The organism is Streptosporangium sp. NPDC023615, assembly GCF_040640155.1.
In the GTDB taxonomy this organism is placed as follows: Bacteria; Actinomycetota; Actinomycetes; order Streptosporangiales; family Streptosporangiaceae; genus Streptosporangium.
Genome location: NZ_JBFABE010000023.1, coordinates 64,746 through 86,651 on the forward strand (window position 1 = coordinate 64,746; position 21,906 = coordinate 86,651).

23 protein-coding genes are annotated in these 21,906 nt (G+C 64.8%); 15 read left to right on the top strand and 8 right to left on the bottom strand.

Annotated features, from left to right (window positions below):
- Positions 1–35 precede the first annotated feature (35 nt).
- On the top strand, positions 36–542 hold the full coding sequence (locus tag AB0G16_RS18470; protein WP_362806033.1) for a hypothetical protein: 507 nt from the start codon (positions 36–38) through the stop codon (positions 540–542).
- A gap of 812 nt (positions 543–1,354) precedes the next feature.
- On the opposite strand, the gene AB0G16_RS18475 is transcribed toward AB0G16_RS18470, so the two are convergent.
- The 3 genes from AB0G16_RS18475 to AB0G16_RS18485 all read right to left on the bottom strand — a co-directional run bounded on the left by AB0G16_RS18475 (position 1,355) and on the right by AB0G16_RS18485 (position 7,652).
- Entirely contained in the window at positions 1,355–4,369 is a 3,015-nt protein-coding gene (locus AB0G16_RS18475; protein ID WP_362806035.1) for an NACHT domain-containing protein, read from the bottom strand.
- 544 nt (positions 4,370–4,913) lie between these two features.
- Positions 4,914–6,674, bottom strand: a complete 1,761-nt coding sequence (locus AB0G16_RS18480) for a DUF262 domain-containing protein (protein ID WP_362806036.1) — start codon at positions 6,672–6,674, stop codon at positions 4,914–4,916.
- A gap of 243 nt (positions 6,675–6,917) precedes the next feature.
- Positions 6,918–7,652, bottom strand: a complete 735-nt coding sequence (locus tag AB0G16_RS18485; RefSeq protein ID WP_362806037.1) for an XRE family transcriptional regulator — start codon at positions 7,650–7,652, stop codon at positions 6,918–6,920.
- Between the two features lie 173 nt (positions 7,653–7,825).
- Between AB0G16_RS18485 and AB0G16_RS18490 the strand changes: the two genes are divergently transcribed.
- The 3 genes from AB0G16_RS18490 to AB0G16_RS18500 all read left to right on the top strand — a co-directional run bounded on the left by AB0G16_RS18490 (position 7,826) and on the right by AB0G16_RS18500 (position 9,273).
- On the top strand, positions 7,826–8,170 hold the full coding sequence (locus AB0G16_RS18490; RefSeq protein WP_362806038.1) for a hypothetical protein: 345 nt from the start codon (positions 7,826–7,828) through the stop codon (positions 8,168–8,170).
- Positions 8,171–8,181: 11 nt separating this feature from the next.
- Positions 8,182–8,655, top strand: coding sequence for a winged helix-turn-helix domain-containing protein (locus AB0G16_RS18495; RefSeq protein WP_362806040.1), 474 nt, complete (start codon positions 8,182–8,184; stop codon positions 8,653–8,655).
- A 66-nt stretch (positions 8,656–8,721) separates the two neighbouring features.
- Complete coding sequence (locus AB0G16_RS18500) at positions 8,722–9,273, top strand: HD domain-containing protein (protein WP_362806042.1); 552 nt, start codon at positions 8,722–8,724, stop codon at positions 9,271–9,273.
- Here AB0G16_RS18500 and AB0G16_RS18505 read toward each other — a convergent pair.
- Entirely contained in the window at positions 9,256–9,732 is a 477-nt protein-coding gene (locus AB0G16_RS18505; RefSeq protein ID WP_362806044.1) for an NUDIX domain-containing protein, read from the bottom strand. The two genes, AB0G16_RS18500 and AB0G16_RS18505, sit on opposite strands and share 18 nt — an antisense overlap.
- Positions 9,733–9,734: 2 nt before the next feature.
- Positions 9,735–10,472: an XRE family transcriptional regulator gene (locus AB0G16_RS18510; protein ID WP_362806046.1), complete on the bottom strand. Its 738-nt coding sequence runs from the start codon at positions 10,470–10,472 to the stop codon at positions 9,735–9,737.
- 151 nt (positions 10,473–10,623) lie between these two features.
- Here AB0G16_RS18510 and AB0G16_RS18515 point away from each other — a divergent pair, with 151 nt between their 5' ends.
- The gene (locus AB0G16_RS18515; protein ID WP_362806048.1) at positions 10,624–10,839 is read left to right on the top strand and encodes a hypothetical protein; all 216 of its coding nucleotides are present in this window, start codon (positions 10,624–10,626) and stop codon (positions 10,837–10,839) included.
- Positions 10,836–11,012 (top strand): hypothetical protein, encoded by a 177-nt coding sequence (locus AB0G16_RS18520; RefSeq protein WP_362806050.1) that lies wholly within the window; start codon positions 10,836–10,838, stop codon positions 11,010–11,012. Before AB0G16_RS18515 ends, AB0G16_RS18520 begins: the two co-directional genes overlap by 4 nt.
- 13 nt (positions 11,013–11,025) lie before the next feature.
- On the opposite strand, the gene AB0G16_RS18525 is transcribed toward AB0G16_RS18520, so the two are convergent.
- Positions 11,026–11,361 (bottom strand): winged helix-turn-helix domain-containing protein, encoded by a 336-nt coding sequence (locus AB0G16_RS18525; RefSeq protein ID WP_362806052.1) that lies wholly within the window; start codon positions 11,359–11,361, stop codon positions 11,026–11,028.
- Positions 11,362–11,491: 130 nt separating this feature from the next.
- Here AB0G16_RS18525 and AB0G16_RS18530 point away from each other — a divergent pair, with 130 nt between their 5' ends.
- From AB0G16_RS18530 to AB0G16_RS18560, 7 genes are all read left to right on the top strand, one after another.
- The gene (locus AB0G16_RS18530; RefSeq protein WP_362806054.1) at positions 11,492–11,836 is read left to right on the top strand and encodes a hypothetical protein; all 345 of its coding nucleotides are present in this window, start codon (positions 11,492–11,494) and stop codon (positions 11,834–11,836) included.
- The gene (locus AB0G16_RS18535) at positions 11,826–13,190 is read left to right on the top strand and encodes an FtsK/SpoIIIE domain-containing protein (protein ID WP_362806056.1); all 1,365 of its coding nucleotides are present in this window, start codon (positions 11,826–11,828) and stop codon (positions 13,188–13,190) included. Before AB0G16_RS18530 ends, AB0G16_RS18535 begins: the two co-directional genes overlap by 11 nt.
- Before the next feature lie 31 nt (positions 13,191–13,221).
- Positions 13,222–13,905: a DUF2637 domain-containing protein gene (locus AB0G16_RS18540; protein WP_362806058.1), complete on the top strand. Its 684-nt coding sequence runs from the start codon at positions 13,222–13,224 to the stop codon at positions 13,903–13,905.
- 69 nt (positions 13,906–13,974) lie between these two features.
- Positions 13,975–14,136 carry a hypothetical protein gene (locus AB0G16_RS18545; protein ID WP_362806060.1) on the top strand — a complete coding sequence of 54 codons (162 nt, stop codon included), beginning with the start codon at positions 13,975–13,977 and terminating at the stop codon, positions 14,134–14,136.
- A 101-nt stretch (positions 14,137–14,237) separates the two neighbouring features.
- Positions 14,238–15,620, top strand: a complete 1,383-nt coding sequence (locus AB0G16_RS18550; RefSeq protein ID WP_362806062.1) for a replication initiator — start codon at positions 14,238–14,240, stop codon at positions 15,618–15,620.
- Positions 15,617–15,799: a helix-turn-helix domain-containing protein gene (locus AB0G16_RS18555; RefSeq protein WP_362806064.1), complete on the top strand. Its 183-nt coding sequence runs from the start codon at positions 15,617–15,619 to the stop codon at positions 15,797–15,799. Before AB0G16_RS18550 ends, AB0G16_RS18555 begins: the two co-directional genes overlap by 4 nt.
- On the top strand, positions 15,796–17,025 hold the full coding sequence (locus tag AB0G16_RS18560) for a site-specific integrase (RefSeq protein WP_362806065.1): 1,230 nt from the start codon (positions 15,796–15,798) through the stop codon (positions 17,023–17,025). The genes AB0G16_RS18555 and AB0G16_RS18560 overlap by 4 nt, the downstream gene beginning before the upstream one ends.
- 9 nt (positions 17,026–17,034) lie before the next feature.
- On the opposite strand, the gene nadD is transcribed toward AB0G16_RS18560, so the two are convergent.
- Positions 17,035–17,655 carry a nicotinate-nucleotide adenylyltransferase gene (nadD, locus tag AB0G16_RS18565; protein ID WP_362806067.1) on the bottom strand — a complete coding sequence of 207 codons (621 nt, stop codon included), beginning with the start codon at positions 17,653–17,655 and terminating at the stop codon, positions 17,035–17,037.
- Positions 17,656–17,729: 74 nt separating this feature from the next.
- On the opposite strand from nadD, the gene AB0G16_RS18570 reads away from it, so the two are divergent.
- Positions 17,730–18,755 (top strand): M48 family metallopeptidase, encoded by a 1,026-nt coding sequence (locus AB0G16_RS18570; protein ID WP_362806069.1) that lies wholly within the window; start codon positions 17,730–17,732, stop codon positions 18,753–18,755.
- 96 nt (positions 18,756–18,851) lie between these two features.
- Positions 18,852–19,631, top strand: coding sequence for a neutral zinc metallopeptidase (locus AB0G16_RS18575; RefSeq protein ID WP_362806071.1), 780 nt, complete (start codon positions 18,852–18,854; stop codon positions 19,629–19,631).
- Between the two features lie 180 nt (positions 19,632–19,811).
- Here AB0G16_RS18575 and AB0G16_RS18580 read toward each other — a convergent pair whose 3' ends face one another.
- Positions 19,812–21,698: a protein kinase gene (locus tag AB0G16_RS18580; RefSeq protein WP_362806073.1), complete on the bottom strand. Its 1,887-nt coding sequence runs from the start codon at positions 21,696–21,698 to the stop codon at positions 19,812–19,814.
- Between the last annotated feature and the right edge of the window lie 208 nt (positions 21,699–21,906).

Here is a 21,906-nt window from a genome sequence, read left to right on the forward strand (position 1 = left end):
GACGCCGGTCCCCCGAGCGACAGGAACGCCACGACATGCGCAGACTCCTTCCCGTGCTCGCCGTGTGCGCCCTGACGGGTTGCGGCTCGCCCGACGCCGGACCACAGGCGGCCCCCTCCTCCCACACGCCCGGCACACCTGCCACGAGCACCACGAGCACCACGAGCCCCGAGGCCCCGGCCGTGAGCCCGACCGCGACCCCGTCCCCGCCCTCGTCCCCGTCCCCGTCCCCGTCCCGCAAGCCCACCACGAGGGTCAAGGACTGCTTCGACGGTGACTGCCTGTTGAAGCTCTCCGAACCGGTCACGATCCGGCTGAACGCCAAGAAGTTCCACTACCCGAGGTTCAAGGTCGTGGCCGTCAAGGCGAACACGATCACGTACTGGGTGGAGCACGCGAACGGAGGCGGCGCGTGGCAGACCCTCGGCGAGGGCGGAAGCTCCAGTTTCTCGTTCCGCGAACGCACCCCGGTGGAGGTGAGCCTGGTGTCGATCAAGAAGGGCCGGGCACTGCTGTCGATCTCACCCGGGAAGCGCGGCTGAGGGCCTCCCCGAGCGGCCGGCACGTCGCCATGGCCCGTACACGGAGAGCCCCGGTCACTCCTCCGGCCCCCGGTACAGCCCGCGCTTGTTGATGTAGCGCCAACCCAATCGCCCTGATCAGGTCCTACGTACGACAGACCTGGTCAGGGCGCGTTTTCACTTCTCGGCGCCTTCCGCTGATCCTCGGGGTTTCTCTTGGTCATGTGCCCTGGATGTGCCCTGCAGGGCTCTCAAATGAGGACAGGCGTTTGCAACCGTGAGCAGTTCCTCTAACGGCCCTGACGACTCGCCATCGGCCAGGCGGAGATCATCTCCGAAGCTCCACGCGACCACGCCTCTCCGTCGAAGACGAATTTCGCTTGCACTCACTGGCCGGGATCCTCAGTAGCGCCCCCCTCCAGTACCCGCACCAGCTTCTCCCCCATATGCCTCATGAAGAGAACCTCGGCAGGGAAAGGAACGGCGTCAACGTGGCTACCGAGTTCCTTCATCATGTGACTCTCCCCCCGGCTCGCCAGGCATGATCCGCAGCGCCCAGTCAGGTGCGACATCAACCAGGATGATCACCGACTCCAGGTGAAGCCAGACGTGCAGGAGCTTGGGGCATCGGATCCATGGGTAAACAGGGTCACCGCCTGAAGCTCATCGGGAACGAAGAGGTTCACCTAGCTGTCGGCGAGCCAAACCGAACCGATCGCGACCGAAAAGCGCGCCGCGCTTTCCTGCTTCAAGGAGCAGCAGCCACAAAGGCGCGGAAGATTAATACCGATTGACTTCCATATCTCAACGGCCACGTAATCCCGTAAAGCTTTTTAGTGACTAAACAATCCGATCTGCACTGGAGTAGTATGCGATGGTAAACAATGCGGTGCACAACGAACAAGAAGACGACGATAAGGATTAGCCCATAGACGGTAACGTTGACGGTAACCAAGACCAAAGAGTATGCAGATACCGATAGTAAAAATTAAGAGCCAAATCCCATAGCCACCAACGAGCGGAGCTTGTCCGTCAGCGAGCGTCATCAGGCCACACATGAGCAGCCCAACGCCGCCCACAACACCACTTAGCAATGTCACAATATAGCTGGCAATACTGAAGAGTCTGGCAATATCGAAGAGTGATGTGACCACACATAGTACTCCTGCAACCAGGAGTAATACGATTCCCCCCGACGTCACCCATACCAGCAAAGTGGCTCCCCCAGGCCAGGAACCGCGGATGGTGGATACGAGGCGATAGCAGCCAGCTCCTACGACGAGAAGCGCTGTCAGCGATAGAGAGACAGCGAAGATCCGGCGTAGCAATACGGGTTTCGGCCTGACTTCCTTAAGTAGCGCCCAGTCTTGGCGGCCTCCCCAACCTTTAAGTAATCCACCTGCTATGACCGCCCTCATTGGCCACTCAAGAGCACACAGGAGATTCTTGACCGCCTCGCCGATCTCCGCCTTACTGATAACCAGCTCTGCTAACTTGTCAGCAGCCGTACGGAGTTCCTTATCATTAGCGTTTTTGTGGGAAATATTCCACAGGGCAGACCAAACCTGACCGGAATCATGAGACTCAAGCATACCGGGTGACACTCTTACCCGGCTTTTGACTACCTCAAGAGCCACCCGCTCAGGCTCGGAGAGTTTCAAGCTGAGTCGCACTATAGGGTTGGGATCGGCGGCCAGGGCAGCGAGCGCGATGGGTGGGAAGATAGACGGTAATCCAGCCGGAGGCACCGAAGCCGAAGATAAACCAGGCGAAGCTTTGGAACGCTGTTTTTCAACCAAGTGTGAGATCTCCGAACCACGCAGAGTCTTAACAACTACCTCGACCACAGAGCAAAGCTGAGGCGACCAATCACCACGATACGGCTTGGTGATCCATGTGGAGTTCTCTTGGCTCGTGTTGCCGCTAAATGCCGCCCGCACATCGTCGCTGTTTAGCAGAGCCGCTAGCCACCAGGCCACTCGCTGGGGGTCATGAAACTCCGGCAGTAGCTCGAACAAAGCCTCGGCGGCAGCAGGTGTTCCGAGAAGGCCCAGCTCATCGATCGTCCATATCCGCCACTCTTTAGCCAGACCGTGTACAGCCAGGTCGCCCATAGTTCGCAGAGCATGGCGAGCTGTGGGAATCGAGTCCGCAGCCTCAAGTAGACGCCGGAGGGCTTCTGGGGCACCAGAGGCTGCTAGTACGCGGTAGGCAACATGCGCCGGAGCGTCCACGTCTGGATCAGCTATTTCCAACAGCGCAGACAGTACCCGGCGACCACGCGGCCCACCTGCGCCCGCCAGTGTGCCTAGGGCGCGGATAACCGACTCCTGTAAGGGCTCCTCACGGCGCACTCGGGCGATGAAAGCATCGATGACTTTCTCGGCGAATGCATGATCAACTCTCGTTGCTTCGGCAAGGCAGAGGAGCACCAGTGGATGAGCTTCGGGATCGGTGTAGATTGCGCGCAGTAGCCAAGTACAGTCCTCGCTGACTTGCCCACACCAGATTCGCACTACCTCTTGCCAAGTGGTGGGGTTGCCTCTGTACAGCTTGAGTAGTTCGTCGCCACGCTTGGTCAACTCGACTGCCGCAAGATATTCTTGAAGAGTGAGGTGACGGAAGGCGTAGACCTGGTCGGCGTCGACGAGCCGGATCAGCAGCCGACTGCGGTCGACGATCTCATCGATCAACTCAGTCGCCTCACGGGGCTCTAGATTGAAATCGTCTGCCTCCGCCCGGACTTCGGCCAGCAACTCGCGGTGACTGATCGTCCTCCCGCTTGGCTTGTTCATTAACAACAATGCCACCTTGCGCAGAACCGCTAGCTTCACTGCGGGTCCGTGGCGGGTCATACTGTTCAAGCCACGCGCTTCATCCCTGCGTAATAGGTAAGCAACAGCCTGCTCGTAGAACTCTGATCGAGATTTGGGCAGCTTTTCTGCCCGCTCGCCGAAAAGACCCTCTTCATAGAGATAGGAGATCATAGTGAGCAGCATTGGGCTTCGAGCAAGCTCCAGTACCTGTCGATTCGCATGTAGCGCAGCCACTAGCAACTCACATCGTTTGCGGTCCTTGATCAGGAGTAACAGCAGTCGGCGTAGCGCGGCGTCATCGAGTTCGGCAACCTTGAGCGGCGCGCCAAACTCAGCGGCCAGAATGCCTCTATAGACTGACTCGCGGCAGGTTACTACCATAGGACAACCGCTGTTTCCTCTGGCCAGCTCCCGAAGCTCATTGAGGACGGCTGGAAAGTTATCCCTGGTCACCTCATCCAGACCGTCGAAATACAGCCGTAGGCGCCCTGCATCGAGCGCGTCATCCAACTGCTCAAGACTGATCTGCCGGCGACCATGGCTTAGCGCCTTGGCTAGCAGTTCTCTCAGGGTGCTGGAGCCGTACTGGTGTAGGTCAATGAGAACCGGTACGTGCGGATCGCGCATAGGGTCACGGGCCCAAGCCAACATGAGGTGCTTGAGCAGCATTGACTTTCCTGCACCGGGCTCGCCGACGATGACTACACGACTCTGTCCTACAACGGCCTGCTCGACGTCTAGCCGCCGCCCGCCGGACTGATACTGGACCGGAATATAGACCTCTTCGACGGTGATGGCTGCATCATCCTGGCGGAAGCTCATGGTGTGGGTGGCGTAGTTCCGCCGCACATCGTTGACGTACTTACGAAGAGCTCGTTGGCCTAGCAAACCCTTACTCGGTCGACGCAGCAGCCGATCAAGAGTACGCTTACCGATTTCCTCAATGAGTCCCCCGAAGAACTTGTCGATGAGCCAACCAGCACCGAACAAGAGAACGGCTCCGCCTACGGTCACGAGAACAGCTAGGTCCATAAACGTATCCTCATAGAGGCGACCTTAATCATCACAGAACTCTACGAGGGTGCTCGCACTCAGCTTGGTAGCCCATCAAGGACAGCTCCACCCAATTCGTAGCCGGACGTACATCTATGCTACCTACATACATCATTGAGCATCAAATGCCCGTATGTCCAGCAAAAATCATGGGCTCGAACGGCGATCCGTCCTAGGCATTAATGCGAGTTAGGGGTTGCAGCTAAAGGCAAAGCTGAACCTCCGAACTTCCGCTTCTCGGGTGGAGCAACTACCCAGTTGCCAGCGGCTCTAGCCGAGGTCAGTGGTGGTCGAGGGCTATCGTCATGTGCTTGTAGTGACCGATGTTGTAGCCAGTTCTCGTGCAACCTCAGGCGTGGTCATCCGATGGCAAGGCCCGACGAAGGAGGGCTGCGGCAGTCGATCGCCCCAGCGATGTGCGGTGAGCGGCGACGCCAGCGATCGTTATGGCCGCAACACCGAATACAGCTACCTAGTACCTTCAGACTACCTATATGCGATTAATTTGCTTGACCAGCCCCGTTTAGATGAAGCGTTTTGCGACTTCCATGACTCGAGACGGCTCCGAAACCTCCACCGTTTCATCACCTTCTCGAACATAAAGCTTGCCATCAATAACTGATGGTTCCCTCTGACCAGGAATTCGAATAACGATTACACCTAGCCCATAGTAGTCGGAATACACAAGATTGGCGAGTACATCACCTTTCAAACCGCGAGGCAGATCGGATGAACGAATTGCCTCTTTCCAGCGTGCATAATATCTTTCCGATGTTTCACCGAGTACCACAGCTTCCCGCCGGACACCAACAACGAAGCGACGGCCTACTTTCCGAGCTTCCACACCATCTAAGGCGTACACTCTCGTCGCATCAGCCTCTTTGTCTGCGACTCCAATTAGAATTGTTCCAGCTCTCCCCTTCCCGTTATTTGCTATCGCACCGACCGTGCAGATAATGCGATTCAATATATCCGGGTCAATACCTCGTCTATTGTCAAGTCGAAGCATCCCTTGCTTCAGCTCATAGTGGGGCGCTTCAATCTCGGACCGCCGAATGATGGCGTCGATATCCGTTACGGTATGATCACCGTAGACATCACGCGCCTCACCGTCTACAAGATGTGGGCGGATCAACCCTTTTATGGTATTGACGTTCTTTCGGCGCTGGTCAGGAGAGGTTGATGCCCTGCTAGTTTCTATACGTTTGTCTAGGTTCGTAATTGCCTCCTTGATAGCCCCATAGTCTGCGATCTTCTTATTTTCTCCAATTAGTAGCTCATGGAAGGCAATGAGCAGTACAGCAAAAACCGCCGGAAATGGGTTGGTGGTTGACTTGGAAAAAATTATCGACCGGAGTTTCCGACTACTTCCTTCAATGCAGATTGCACGTATTTCGTCCAAGCATAGTTTAAACTCGGCTGCATACCTTTCCGAGCCATAGCTATCTAGTGCGGCAATAATCCGCTTATTCTCAGATGATCCGGTTTCATAGAGCTGGTCAAGCGCATCCTTTGAACGTTCAACTATTTTGCCGCCGATAATTGAAGACGCAATATCAGCAATGCACTGCTCGTCCATAGAGTCTCTTAGATCGGTTGACCTTAGGATTCCCTGCTCAACCCAAAAAACTTGGTCCGCTTCAACTTCGTACCCATGCTTCGTCTTTGGAAGATCAATGCTTATAGATGGCATTTTTTCCAAAGTGAGGACATCGCTTGACGCGTCTCCACGAACCTCACAAGAAAGCTCTCGAACGAGAGCCGAAAAATCGTCCCTTACTCCCGCTTGCCTTCGCTCTTGCTCGCTCAGCCTGTGTCCATAAGTATTAATCCGTGAGAAAACGTCATCAACTTCTTCATCTGAAGCATTTCGCATCACGTACATTGCTATTGTGTAATCAAGAAGCGTGCCCACCTCCTGGGCGGACAGCTTATCCCCATCGGATATCGAGAATTTACCGCGATTAGATCGGTTCTTCGCCGTAACAAGCTGTGCTACATCGAAATATCTACCATCGATTGTCGTGAACGCGGTTTCGATGAATGAGACGATGGTATGGAGGCGTTGCAGACCATCGATCACCTCATAGACGCCATTTTCTCGTTCAGCAAGCAATATAGCGGGAATTGGATAGTTTTTAAGAACCGAATCGACTAGCTTCTGCTTTTCCTCCAAGGTCCACACAAGCTTGCGCTGATAGCGGCGATTAACTAGGAGCTTGTTTTCGCTGTACCACGCATAGATGGACTGGATTGACTTCGGCTGTGAGTCGAATTCAGACATGCGACTAGTCTGCCACGGCGAGGACCGTACCGCATGGTCATTTCATGACGTTGTTCAGTCGTTGATATCAACATGAGAAATATTCGCATATAGAATGCAATGTCGCGTGGGCGGTGCTGGCCGCGACCGGCCGAAGAGCCGCAGCGCGGCCAGCGACCGCCCAACGCGCGGCGAGACGCCGCAGGCGGATCGCCCTTGAAAGCGAACAGATAAGTTACGTTCGATCTTGAAGCCAAAAGGTCATCAGATCGCCTGACCTGCGGTTTCGGTGCTGTTCCAGACGCGTTCGAAGCTGTCGAGGTAGGTCAGAGTGGCGTTGTCGGCCTCGGTGCGGGTCAGGTAGATGACGGGTGCTTCGGAGGCTCGGGTGCCGTACACGTGCAGGTTGACCAACAGGCTGTCGTCGGCGCGGTAGATCGAGTTGTAGAGCACGGTGCGATGCCGGCGGATCTCGATGCCCTCGATGTCTTGAAGGGGGCGGTAAAGGGCGAGGGCGTTGTGGATGCGGATGGCCATGACGTCGCTGCCGGCGCCTTCTTCTGTGCCTCGGGCGGCGACCTGCGGGCTGTCGGGGTCGCCCAGCAGGATGCGGACCCGTACCCCTGCCCGTGCTCGCTCGGTGAGGATTCGGAGAAGGCCGGCGTCCTCGGCGAGGAACAGTCCGCTGTAGACGAGGATGCCGATCTCCTTCTCCGCGGCCTGGAAGAACGAGCGCCAGACTTCGGCGGGTACGGACCAGCGGTGGGGATAGACGGCCTTGATCTCGCCGGTGATGTGGCGTCGGCCGTAGGAGACGTCAGGCCACAGGTCGTTCTCGTGGGTTCCGAGAAGATCGGCGACCGCGAAGCGGTGGCGAGGGTGGGGGATGCGGCCGCTGATCCAGCGGGCGACGGTTTTGGGGTCGACCGCCAGGCGGGCGGCGATGTCGACGGGCTGTAGTCGCGCCCGGATCAAGGCGTGCCGGAGGTTTTCGTTCATCGGGGACGCACCTTCCGCGGCAGGAGGGCCGGTGCTTGCGACGCTAACATAAGACGTCCCTAGACGTCCCTAACTTGCGGTGCCCGAGTTCTTACCGGACAGCGAAGCTCGTCGGCATGGAGCCCCGCCCACCCAGGGCTCCGCCCTCACCGTCCGATGGGAGTCCTTCATCCATGAGCACCGTGAAAGAGAACCAGTACGCCTATCAGGTCGAGTTGCTCACCGCGCTCCGCAACGAGCTGATCAACCGGGAGGTCATCGCGGTCCTGATCACCGACAGCAAGGATCGGCCGTGCCTGGACGTCACCGACAGCGCATTCCGCCCTCGCCGCGTCTACGTCCATCTGCCGTTCCTGTGGTTCTACTGGGGCGATCAGCACGACGAGCGGGTCTCGTGCTTGAAGTTGTTCCCCGCCGCCGATCGGATCGCTGAGGCGGCCCAGGCCAGCTGGCGCGACGGCGAGCAGGGAGAGCTGGGCCTGGATCTGGGTCAGATCGTCAACGCTTATCGCTCCTGAGCTCGGCGACGATGTCCCATAGCGAAAACAGATGGCTGACCGGCGGGCGGGTCTACCACCTGCTCGCCGATTGGCTCCGCGACCAGATCACCACAGGCGCGTACCCGCCGGGCAGCGTCCTGCCTTCAGAGATGGCTCTCGTCGACCAGTTCCGCATCGCCCGGTCCACGGCCCGTCGTGGCTTGGCCGTCCTGGAGGACGAAGGCTTGATCGTCACCCTGCCCGGCAAAGGACGTGTCGTGAGAGGGGACGCCCCAGATCTGCAGGCGACCTACCGCTATCAGGTGATCGCTCGCGCCTTGCGCGAACAGATCCGCGCAGGGGCGTTTCCCGCCGGCGCCCCCCTGCCCAGTGAGCATGCACTGCGCCGTCGGCATCGGGCGTCGCGCAACACCGTCCGTCATGCCCTGGCCGAACTGGAACGCGAAGGGCTGATCGTCGCCCAACACGGTAAGGGCCGCTTCGTCCGATCGGCCCAAGTCTGAGACGTCTTGAGACGTCTCGCTCTCGCTCTGGTCGTCCTCCGGGGGTCGGCATTTATCGTGAACCGCATGGAACACGCCGAATGGGCTCGTGAGCTGGCCGAACATTTTCTCCGGGAGCCGTTGCCACGCCGCTGGGCGCACACGCAAGGGGTGGCCGCGCGTGCCGTCTCGCTGACGCCGATCCTCGGGAAACACGCTGATCTGCTGATCACCGCGGCCTGGCTGCATGACATCGGTTACGCACCTGATCTCGTCGACACTGGCTTTCATCCGCTCGACGGTGCCCGATACCTGCGAGACGTTCAGCGGGTCGACGACACGTTGTGCGGTCTGGTGGCCTACCACTCGGTTGCCATCAACGAGGCTCGGGAGCTCGGTCTGATCGACCTGTTGACCGCCGAGTTCCGTGAGGGACGGCCCGAGCTGGCCGAAGCGCTCATCTACTGTGACATCACCACCGGCCCGAACGGCGAGCGGTTCACCGTGCATGAGCGCCTGGCGGAGATCCGTGCCCGTTACGGTCCCGGCGACCTGGTGACCCGTGTCATCGGCATCAACGAGCCGTTGCTTCTGGCTGCGGTCGCCTCTGTTGAAGCGGCGCTAGCCGATGTGCGGTAGGTCGGCGCCCTTCAGGTAGTGCTCGATCCGCATCCGCATCGCCCGGTCCATCGGGAGGGACAGGACGTCCTCGCACGGAACCCATCGCACTTCGCGTGACTCGCTGCTCGTCGTCGGCGATCCCCCGATGGCACGTGCTGTGAGCACGATGGAGAACTCCTGCCGGGCCTCGCCGTTGGACGTGTAGAGGATCACGTGCCGGGGGTCGGTGTAGATCCCGACCATTCCGGTGATCTCGCACGTGATTCCGGTCTCCTCCGCCGTCTCGCGTACCGCGGCCTGCGGGACCGACTCGCCCAGATCGATCGCACCCCCGGGGAGTGCCCAGTTGTCGTTGTCGGTGCGGTGGATCATCAAGATGTCGCCGGCGTCGTTGGTGACCACCGCGTTCACGGATGGAACCATGCTGTTGGGCGTGGGGGCACCGGGGTCGTCGTGGTAGTCGATCCGCCGAGACATGATCACCACTCTACCGGGCGGGCTTCGTTCCATATCTTGTCGAAACTGTCCAGGTACGTGGTCACCATGTCCCCGCCGGCCACCCTGCGCAGATGAAGCACTGGCGCATTGGAGGCCACCTCACCATACACGTGCGTGTTCACGAGAACCTGGTCGTCCGCCCGGAAGATCGAGTTGTAGAGCGTCGTGCCGTGCATCCGGAACTCGGCCACCTCGCGCAACGGCGCGTACAGGGAGAGCACGCTCCGGATCTTCGCTGAGATCGCGTCCTTGCCGATGCCCTCATCGGCGCTACGCCGGATCACTTCCTCAGATTCCGGGTCGCCGAGCAGGACGCGAAGCCGGGCCCCGGACCTGCCCCTCTCGGCGAGAAGCCGGATCAGCCCGGCGTCCTCGGCAAGGAACATCCCGACGTACACCAGGATGTCGATCTTTTCTGACGCACCGCGGAACAGGCCCTCCCACGCCCCCCGGGGCATCGTCCACCGATGCGGGTACACATTGATGATCTCGCTCTCGGACGCGGCCACGACCTGCTCTTGGCTGAGAGCCTGCGGCCACAGGTAGGTCTCGTCCGTACCCAGCAGCGACGCCACGGCGAATCGATGTTTCCGGTACGGCTCGCGTCCCTTGGTGATCCACCGCTCGACGGTCTTGGGATCCACCGCGATGGCCTCGGCCAGTACCGCGACGCTCATACCCTTCGCTAACAGCGCCGCGCGCAGCCGCTCGTTCGCCATCTCACCTGCCCGTCAGGGACGTCCGGGGACTTGGACATCGTATGCCGGACGTCCCGAACATGTCCCGTCCTGTAGTGATCTCGTCCCACCCTTCGGGCGGATTCTCGGTGTCACACCGCACGACACCGACTCGACGAAGGGAGACGCGAACATGATCGACCTGATGGCCTCGCTGGAGGAGGGACCGGTCTGCGCCTGCGGCGCGGCCGTGGAGGAAGGGCAGACGCTCTGCCGGAAGTGCCACGCCTCGGCACGCTGGCTGCGGCGGCAGGCCAAGCGACGTAAGGCGAGCAGGCGGCGCGGCGAGGTCCGGCGCCCGGCCGGCTACCCGCGCGGCACCGTGGAGGCGGGGGTGATCTGGACGTGAGCGCGATCCCTCTCATCGTCGCCCTGGTGCTCACGGCCGTCGTGGTCGTCGGCTACACGCTCGTTCTGATCGGGATGCGCCAGGAGGACCGGTGCATGAGCCTGCGCACGGCCGCGCCGACCCGTTCGGCGGTCTTGGCGCGGCGGGTGACCGGTTGCCACGTCCGCGGATGACCGCACACACCGCCTACGGGCGGTCGTTCAGAGCAGACTCGACCCGGGCGAGTCGTTCCGACAGGTCGTGCAAGGTGGCGCGGATCTCGGTCAGCTCATCCGACGGGGCCGGCGCCGGCGCGGCGCCCTCCCGGACGAAGACGCCCTTGCCCTGCTGGCCGATCACTAAGCCCTCGTTGCGCAGGACGCCGACGGCGAGTTTCACCACGCTCAACGAGGCTTCGTAGCGCTCGGCGAGCTGGGTGGTGGACGGCAGCGGGGCTCCGGGGGCCAGGGCGCCGGTACGGATCTGCTCGCGCAGATCGTCGGCGATCTGCAGGTAGCCGGGCCGCCCGGTGTTCTTGACCATCCATCCCTCTTCCGCCGTCTGCTTGCTCCTAGTTCAGCACAGACGCGCAACCAAGCCAACCATGAGAACGTTGACAACCGAGCCAACTAGGTTAACTATGTTGGCTACGTCGAATAGAAGGTCACCCACCATGCGCAACATCCCCATCCCCGTCGACACCGCCAAACTGCAGTTCGTCTGCGTCGCCGCACCCCGCCCCCGCCTGGTCAACAAGGACACCGGCGAAATCAAGACCGACAAGAGCGGCAACCCCGTCTACGAAGTCGCCATGTCGGCCATCGACGCGACCGGCCGCATCGAGCTGATCCGCGTCAACACCTCCGGCGAACCGCCTGTCACCCTCGGCATGCCCGTCCACCCCGTCGACCTGGTCGGCTTCGTCTGGGAGCAGACCCGCAACGGCGAAGTCCGCTGGGGCATCAGCTACCGCGCCGCCTCGATCCTCCCGATGGAGGTGAGCACTCTTGCGCGATGACCTGCTGCTCACGCTCCTCGATGCCGTCGTTGTCGTGGCCGTCGTGGTGGCCGGGCTGTGGGCCTGGCGGCGCTGGCACTACCGCTCCTTCTGGCTGGTGGCCGGCTATCCGCTGACGGCCATCGGCGTCCGGGCCACCTGGCGCAAGGTCGCCCTAGGCTGCGGCCTGACCAAGAAGCGCCAGCGCTGGTGGTTCACCCTCACCCCCGGCGCGGTCGCCTCCACCGGCCTGGTCAAGGTCCGCCGCCGCTTCCAACGCATCGCCGTCGACACCAAACCCTGGATGTGGCTGCCCCTGCCCACCCGGCACGGCTGGCGCGTCACCCTCCACCTGTTGGAAGGCCAGATCCCCGAGGACTACGCCAAGGCCGCCGAACGCCTCGCGCACTCCTGGCGGGTCCACGCCGTCCGCGTCTCCTCACCCCGCCCCGGACGGATCGTCCTGGCCACGACCATGCGCGATCCCCTCGTCCGGGTCGCCGACCTGCCACCCTCCTCCGAACTGCTCAAGGTCACCGTGGGACAGCTGGAGACCGGCAAGCCCTGGGAGATCGACTTTCGCACCGTGCCGCACTGGCTCAACGCCGGAGCGACCCAGTCCGGAAAATCCAACCTCGCCAACGCCCTGATCGTCGGCCTGGCCCCGCAACCGGTGGCGCTGGTCGGCTTCGACCTCAAAGGCGGCGTGGAGTTCACCCCCTACACCCCGCGCCTGTCGGCGCTGGCCACCTCCCGCGCCGAGTCGGTCGGCCTGCTCGATGACCTGGTGGGACTGATGATCGACCGGATGGGCCTGTGTCGTACGGCAGGCGCCCGCAACATCTGGCAACTCCCACCCGGCATACGGCCTATCCCCATCGTGGTCCTGGTCGACGAGCTGGCCGAGCTGTATCTGATGGCCGACAAGAGCGAGAAAGACGAGATCGCCAAGACCTCAACCGCGCTGCTCCGCGTGGCCCAGCTCGGGCGGGCCTTCGGGATCTACCTGTTCTGCTGCGGCCAGCGCATCGGCTCCGACCTCGGCCCTGGCGTCACCGCGCTTCGCGCGCAGTGCTCGGGCCGCATCTGCCACCGGGTCAACGACCCGGAGACAGCGACCATGACCCTCGGCGACCTCGACCCCGCCGCGCTGGTCTCCGCCCGCGCGATCCCCGCCGAGACCCCCGGTGTGGCCATCGTCGCCGGACAGGACGGTCAGTGGTACCGCGCTCGCTCCTTCTACGTCTCCGAGCAGGCCGCCGAACACGCCGCCCGCATGTACTCAGACCTCACCCCGGCCTGGGCCGACATCACCTCCGGCATCCACGACGCGGCCACGAGCGAGCTCGACCTGACCGAACTTCTCGACGCCTGAACCGACCGACCCGATCAGAAAGGGGGAAACGATGCGACACCTCGCCCGCTACCTGCTCGACTCTGGGCCGGTCCTCATCCTGGCCGCCATCGCGGGTGCCGGATCGTTCACCCACATCCACGACACCGCCACCCAGCACGGACAACACGGCTGGATGGCCTGGGCCGTGGCCGTCTGCGTCGACCTCACCTGCGTCATGGCCGCCCGCGAACGCCAGCGTGACGCCAAGACCGGACGCCAGCGCTCCGGACCGGTCTCCTGGCCGGCGCTCGTCCTAGCCGGTGGCGTCCTGCTCTCCCTGGCGGCCAACCTGCACCAAGCCGAAGCATCGGTATGGGGCTGGCTGGTCGCCGCCACACCCGCCGGGGCGTTCCTCATCGCGGTCTCGATGCTGGAACGCCGTGCGGCCGTCTCCCACTCCGCCTCCTCATCCGCGGTGACGGTCACCGCCTCCACCGCACCGGTCCCCGCGCCGCCGATCCCCGAACTCACCCCCGCCGCCGACGCCGTCCCCGATGACTCAACCGGACCGTCCCCGGCGCTGGTCACCTTCGCCCGCCGCGTGGCCATCGAACACCACGCCCAACACGGCCGGCCCATCACCGCCAGCACGCTTCGCGCTCGATTGGGCGTCTCCGACCAACTCGCCACCGACCTGCTCCGCAGCCTGCACACCGTCACCAAACCCGCGCAGAGACAAGGGGAACCACGATGACCGGCCCCGAGCGCCGACCCGCCGTGATCAAGGGACTGCGGGACCTGGCCGCCTACCTGGAAGTCGCCGATGTCGTCTGATGCTGGCCAAGAAGCAATCGCCCCGCCCATCTGCGAGCGGGAACCGTTCTCGCTGGCCACGCCGCACCGCTGGCGCTGCCTGTGCGGCGGGGGTGGCCTCGACTCCTACGGCGACACCTGCTCCTACTGCGACGGTCTCGGCTTCTGCTGAGAGTCGTCGGCGCCCTCGGCCTGGCCGTACATCCGCCAAGACGCCTACCAGGTCGGGGGCCATCCCCTTCGCACCCCAACGAGTGAAAGGAGGTCTTCATCTTGCCCGTATCCACGGCCATCCCGCACGCGATCAGGGGCATGATCACCCGACTGCACGACCCGGACTACACCCGCTGGGCCGCCCAGGTCCGCGCCACGAACGGTTGTCGTCAGCCGATCCACCTGCGAGGCCGCGTCGATCACATCGACCGGGCCACCGGCGAACTGCTCCACCGCTACAGCACTCGCACCGAACCTGATGGCGTTCTTCGCGTCCCGTGCAAGACCCGTCGCGCCTCCCGCTGCCCGGCCTGCGCCGAGACCTACCGCGCCGACACCTACCAGCTCATCCGCGCGGGCCTGGCTGGCGGCAAGGGCGTCCCCGAAACCGTCACCGCGCATCCCTGCCTGTTCCTCACCCTCACCGCCCCCTCCTTCGGCACCGTGCACACCCGCCGGGAGCAGAACGGCAAGGCGCTGCCCTGTCACGCCCGCCGCGACGCCCCCACCTGCCCGCATGGCCGGGTCATGTCCTGCACGGCCCGGCACCACGCCGATGAGACCTGCCTTGGTGAACCGCTCTGCCCGGACTGCTACGACTACGAAGGCTCGGTGCTGTTCAACGCCCTGGCCCCGCAACTGTGGCGGTACTTCACCGACGCCCTGCGCCGCCGCGTCGCCAAATCCGCCGGCCTGACCCTGCGGGAACTGCGCGAGCAGGCCACCGTCTCCTTCGCCAAGGTCGCCGAGTACCAGCGACGCGGCGTCGTCCACTTCCACGCCGTCATCCGCCTCGACGGCCCCGAAGGACCCACCTCCCCACCTCCGGCCTGGGCCACCACCGACACCCTGACCGACGCCGTACGGCATGCCACCACCGCCGTCTCCGTCACCGCTCCGGCCGTACTCGACGCACCCGCCCGTGTGCTGCACTGGGGCGAACAGATCGACACCCGCCCGATCACCCTGGACGGCGACCTCACCGACCAGGCCGTAGCGGGCTACATCGCCAAGTACGCCACCAAGGCCGCCGAATGCGTCGGCACCCTCGATCGACGCATCAACCCCCTCGACGACCTGGCCGCCTTCAACCTCCGCGAACACCCCCGCCGCCTCATCGCCGAATGCCAGCGCCTCGGCGCCCTCGACGAACTGGCCGACCTCCGGCTGACCCACTGGGCCCACATGCTCGGCTTCCGCGGCCACTTCTCCACCCGCTCCCGCCACTACTCCACCACCCTCGGCGACATCCGCGCCGACCGCACCACCTACGCCCGCGACAAGGAGATCACCACCGGTCGGCTGCCCCTCTTCGACGAGGACACCGTCCTCGTCGTCGCCGAATGGGAGTACACCGGAAAGGGCCACTCCCTCGGTGACGCACTCCTCGCCGCCGCGTTGACCGGCATCCCTGTGATCCTCCCGATAGAGGAGGCTCCGTGAGCACGACCACCGACGAACGCATGTGGGATGTCCAACGGCTGTCCGACTTCCTGGGCCTCCCGGTGAGCACCCTCTACCAGTGGCGTTACCTCGGCAAGGGACCGAAGGGCTACAAGGTGGGTCGTCACGTGCGCTACCTGCCCGAGGAGATCTATGCATGGGTGCGTGAGCAGTCATGACCGTCTACGACCGCTGGCACAAGTCCCACCCCAAGCCAGGTGACCCGAAGTGCTCCGAGCATGGTCGAACCCCCACCATTGACCACGGCAAGGGTGAGCGCTGGCAGGTCCGCTGGCGAGACGACCGAGGCGAACAGCGGAAGAGGAACTTCACGAAGCGGTCGGCCGCCGACACGTTCGACGCGAAAACTAAGAGTGATCTCTCCTCGGGTCAGTACGTGGATGCCGCCCGTGGCAAGGTCAAATTCCGGGAGTTCGCCGAGCAGTGGCGGACGAGCCAGGTGCACAGGGAGTCCACCGTCACCCTGGTGGACCGTGCGCTGCGCATCCATGTCTACCCGGTACTCGGTGAGCAGACCATAGCCTCCGTCCGTCCTGGGCACGTACAGACGCTTATACGGCGATGCTCGGAGGAGCTCGCCCCCTCCACCGTGCACGTCCTGTACGGCTACGTAAGCTCGATCTTCCTGGCGGCCGTCCGGGACCGGGTCATCGGGCACTCGCCGTGCGTCGGCATCCGGTTACCTGCTCCGGAGACGAAGAAGGTCACACCGCTGGATGTGCAGACCGTCATGGCACTCGCGAACGCCGTCCCTGCCCGATATCGGGCCATCGTGCTGACCGCTGTAGGGACGGGTCTACGCCCTTCCGAGATCTTCGGACTTGAAATTGGGAAGATCGACCTTCAGCGCAGGATCCTCAAGGTCGAACAGCAGCTCATCACCAGCGCGGCAAAGGGCAATGAGGTCTACCTCGGGCCGCCCAAAACACCCAAGAGCCATCGCACGATTCCCCTGTCTGGCAGCGTCACGACCATTCTCGCAACCCATCTCGAGGAGTTCCCCGCGACGGCAGTCGAGATCATCGATCGGATCAACCCCCGGCAACCGGTCCTACGGGAGGCCGAGTTGATGTTCACGACATCGCGCGGCACACCGATCAAGAGGGGAACGTGGAGCGACATCTGGCGGCTGGCGGCCGACACGGTCGGCATTCCCCAGGGAACCGGGCTGCATGTCTGCCGCCATACCTACGCCTCGGCCTTGATCCGGTACGGCGAGAGCGTCAAGACCATCCAGCACCTGCTGGGCCACAGCTCGGCTGTGACCACCTTGAACATCTACGCGCATCTGTGGCCGGACGCCGACGACCGGGCGAGAGCCGCCGTCGACTCCGTCTTCGCCGATGTGCCCTCGATGTGCCCTGAACCGGAGGCCGGACGGTGAAAGCCCTGGTCAATCCTCCGGCCCCCGGTACAGCCCGCGCTTGTTGATGTACTGGACGATGCCGTCCGGGACGAGGTACCAGATCGGCTCCCCCGAGCCCACCCGGTCGCGGCACTCGGACGAGGAGATCGCCAGAGCGGGGATCTCCACCAGGCTGACCTTGCCCCGGGGCAGGCCCGGGTCGTGCAGCACGTGACCTGGCCTGGTGGCACCCACGAAGTGGGCGATGTCGAACAGCTCGTCGACGTTGTGCCAGCTCAGGATCTGGGCGAGGGCGTCGGCGCCGGTGATGAAGTAGAGGTCCACGTCGGGTCCCCAGGCGGCGGAGATCTCACGGAGCGTGTCGATGGTGAAGGTCGGGCCGGGGCGGTCGATGTCCACGCGGCTCACCGAGAAGCGCGGGTTGGAGGCGGTGGCGATGACCGTCATCAGATAGCGGTCCTCGGCGGCCGAGACGGTCCTGTCGGCCTTCTGCCACGGCTGTCCGGTCGGTACGAAGACCACCTCGTCGAGATCGAAGTGGTGGGCGACCTCACTGGCCGCGACCAGGTGGCCGTGATGGATGGGGTCGAAGGTACCGCCCATGACACCCAGGCGCCGTCTGGTCCCACCGGTAGCCGCGTTCATCATGAAACGGACCATACGCTCAAGCCGCACCCAGCTTTTAATCACCCCCCGCGCGGGGCAGGCGAGGCCGACGTAGCATGCCGGACATGACCACCACCCCGGATCGCAACCGCGTGCAGCTTCCCGGCATCAGTTCACGCGCCTACGAACATCCCGCCGACAGGTCCGCGCTGGTCGCCCTGCGATCGCTCAGCGGATTCGACACGGTTCTCAAGCAGATGTCCGGCCTGGTCAGCGAGCGCCGGCTGCGCCTGATCTACCTCGCCTCGGCCGTACGGACCAGCGACACGCAGTTCCGAGCCCTGCACGACATGGGCCGCGACGCGGCCTACACGCTCGACCTGCACCGCATTCCCGAGGTCTACGTCCAGCAGAGCCCGCTGGTGCAGGCGAAGGCGATCGGCTTCGACGACCCGTTCATCGTCGTCACGACCGGCCTCCTGGACCTGATGGACTCCGAGGAGCAGCGCTTCGCCATCGGCCACGAGACCGCCCACATCCTGTCGGGCCACGCGGTGTACCGCACCATGCTCGACATCCTCACCCGCCTGGCCAGCCGGGTGGCCTGGATCCCGCTCGGCTACATCGGCCTGCGCGCGATCGTGGCCGGCCTGGAGGAGTGGCACCGCAAGTCCGAGCTGTCCGCCGACCGTGGCGGCCTGCTCTGCGGCCAGGACCCGGACGCGGCGATGCGCGCCCTGATGAAGCTCGCCGGAGGCTCACGCCTTCACGAGATGAACGTCGAGGCCTTCCTCGACCAGGCCCGCGAGTACGACACCGCCGGCGACGTCCGCGACGGCCTGCTCAAGGTCCTCAACCTGCTGGGCACCACCCACCCGTTCGCCGTCTCCCGGGTCGCCGAGCTCGACAAGTGGAGCCGTGGCGGCGAGTACACCAGGATCGTCGGCGGTGAGTATCCTCGCCGCGCCGACGACTCCGACGCGAAGATCTCCGAGGAGATCAGGGCCGCCGCCCGCTCCTACCGGGAATCCTGGTCGCAGTCGCAGGACCCGTTCATCGGCGTCCTGCGCGACGTGGCCGAGGGTGCCGTCAACGCCGGGGAGCGTATCTTCAACCGCTTCTCCCGCCGCGATGGAAACTAACGCGGAGCACCACCGAAAGGGTCCGGGCATCGCACTCCCGGGCCCTTCGTTTTTTACGTCCTCCAGGCGAAGGCATTACCCCTACCATCGTTGACCATGAGAATCCGCACGATCATCGCCATGGCCGGGGCGGCCGGGATGCTCCTCACCGGCACGGCGCACGCCTACCCGGTCAAGAACCCGGCCCTGACGGAGAACGCCCTGTACGACTCCGGCACCCTCGCCGCCTCCACCTGCACCGAACCTCCGATCAAGGACGGTTCGCGCGCGCAGGCCGAGCGGTACATGAAGGCGATGGTCGGCTGCCTGAACACCGCGTGGGAGGGGCACATCACCACGGCGGGGATGTCGTTCGGCGCACCGAAGGTCAAGTTCTTCGACAGGCTGCCCAGGAAGTACTGCGGTTTCACCTTCGAGAAGGACCCGGGATCCTACTCCCTCTACTGCCCCCGGTCCCGGACGATCGCGATCCGGATCGGCAAGGACTGGCTCGAGAACACCGACGATCTCTGGCTGCTCCACCACACGGCCGCGCTGTACGGCTACCACGTGGCGTCCCTGTCCGGCATCCACGCGGCGTACGACAAGACGCCGTACGCGAACAAGAGTGAGATGTACGAGCAGATCCGGCGCTTCAACCTGTACAGCGACTGCCTGGGCGGCGTGTTCATCCGCAGTGTCCAGGACTCCCTCGGCCGCGACGGCAAGGACTGGAAGAAGCTGCTGAGCGTCCTGAGGGGGAACGGCGATCTCAAGGGCCAGGCCCGGACGTACGGCAAGGGCTCCAACCGGGCCGCCTGGACGGCCCGCGGTCACGCCGGAAGCGACCTGGCCGCCTGCAACACCTGGGCCGCCCCCTCCTCCCAGGTCGCCTGAACGCGCCCCGGAACCCCGCCGGGTACCGCGCTCACACCCGAGCGCGGTGCCCCCGGCCCGCCGGGACGCGGCCCCGCCCCGGCCGCCCCGGCCGCCCCGGCCGCCCCGGCCGCCCCGGCAGGACGCGACCACTCCTACGGCCCCCCGCACCGGCAGGACGGATCACCCGTAGGGCGCCCCCTACACCAGCAGGGCGATCACCTGCACGGCGGCGGAGCACAGGGCGACGAACCCGCCCAGCACGGCCAGCGCGCGCAGCCCCTCCTTGCGGAGCTCGACCAGCTCGGCTCCGATCCGTTCGATCTCCCGGCCGAGCACGCCGCCGCAGACGACACCGAACACCACGCCGGACAGGGCCACCGGCGCGGGGGTCTCCCACCACTGCGGCGGCAGCGAGCCGCCGAAGGTCAGCCAGAGGACCGACCCGGCCAGGGCCGCCGCCGGCAGTCCCGGCCACACCAGCGCGGTCAGCAGCGAGCCGGTGAGGACGAACGGGAAGCCCGCCACCCGCAGCGCGCCCCGGACCCGGGCCGAGCGGCGCTTCCTGACCAGCCGGTGCCCGACCCAGAGCGTACGGGCCAGCGTGATGAACAGACCGGTCACGACGAAGGTGGCGGCGGGCCAGATGACCGTGGCCACGACGCACGGTACCGCCAGCACCGCCAGCAGGAGCAGTGCCCCGTTACCCGCGGGCAGCGGCCCCGCCCCGCCCCGCCCCGCCGCCTTCCCCGTCGTGGTCTCCGGACGGCTCCTCACCGGCCCGCGCCGGACCGGCCCGGTGCCCACGGAGGCCCGGCGCCCGGAACGCGCCCTCTCGGCCGTCGAGGTCCGGCCGGAACGGGCGGGCTCGGAGGCCGGAGCGCGGCCGGAACGGGCGGTCTCCGGCACCGGACCCCGACCGGGACGCGGGGTCTCGCCGGTTCCCGGGGAGCGGCCGCCCCGGGAGGTCTCGCCGGTCGCGGGTGAGGTGGAGCGCCCGCCACCGGAGGCCTCCCCGGCCGCGGAGGGCCCTCTCGCCGCGCGGGGCGCCTCGTCGGCCGCGGACGCCGGCCCCGGCCGACCGCCGCGAGACGTGCCGTCGGCACCGGTGACGGGACGCGCGGGCCGTATCGGCCCGGACGGCCCGTCCGCCGGGGTGGACGCCCTTCCCCTGCCCCTCCCCGCCTTGGGCGGCCGGTCGTTCCCGGCGGTGCCGTCGCCCTTGGCCCCGGCCCCGGACCGTCCTTCCTGCCGCCTGGCCGGCGGCCCGGTCCTGCTGGGCGGCGGAGGAGCGGTCCGGACGAGCCGTCCGAGGCGGCCGCACAGCAGGGCCGCCGTGGGACGTTTCGCGGGCTCGCGATGCAGGGCCGCGCGGATCAGGGGCAGCAGCGCGGCCGGGACGCCCTCCAGGTCGGCCTGGCCGTTGAGGATCGCGTACATCTGCGCCTCGACCGTGCCCCGGCCGAAGGTGGGGCGCCCGGTCGCGGCGAAGGCCACGGTGGCCGCCCAGGCGTGCACGTCGGCGGGCTCGCCCACCGGTTCGTCGGCGAACAGCTCGGGGGCGGCGTAACCCGGGGTACCGAGGAAGGTGCCGGTCAGGGTGAGCCGGGTGGCGTCCAGGACGTGGGCGATGCCGAAGTCGATGAGCACCGGCTCGTCGTCCTCGCCGACCAGCACGTTGGCGGGTTTGAGGTCGCGGTGGACCACCCCCGCCGCGTGGATGATCGACAGGGCGGTGGCCAGGCCGTGCGCGAGCGTGAGCAGCCCGCCGCCCTCAAGGGGGCCGGCGCGGCGCACCCGCTCCAGGAGCGTCTCCCCCTCGATGTACTCCATGACCAGGTAGGGGCGCTCCCCTTCGAGGTCGGCGTCCACGACGCGGGCGACATAGGGGCTCTCGACCCTGCGCAGCGCGCGGACCTCCCGCTCCAGGCGTATCCGGGCCTCGAAGCCGGCGTCCACCATGTCGTGGAGGACCTTGAGCGCGACGCTGTCGCCCCGGCGCCCGGAGGCGAGGTAGACCTCGCCCATGCCTCCCCGGCCGAGACGCTCCAGCAACGTGTAAGGACCGACCCGCCCGAGACGACCCACGTGACCTCCTGCGTCGGCCACATGGGTCAGGGACCTCTGCGCCTATCGGGTCGCTCGCTCCCGCTCGCTTCCCTGCTCTCCAGCCATAGGAGACCACACCATAGCGGGCGAGAGCGATGTTTTCCCGGCGGCACGCCGGAGTTCCGAAAAGAGGTCGTTCCCCTCGGGCGCCCGTCCTCCGGGGACCGGGCGGGGCCGGACCCGAACC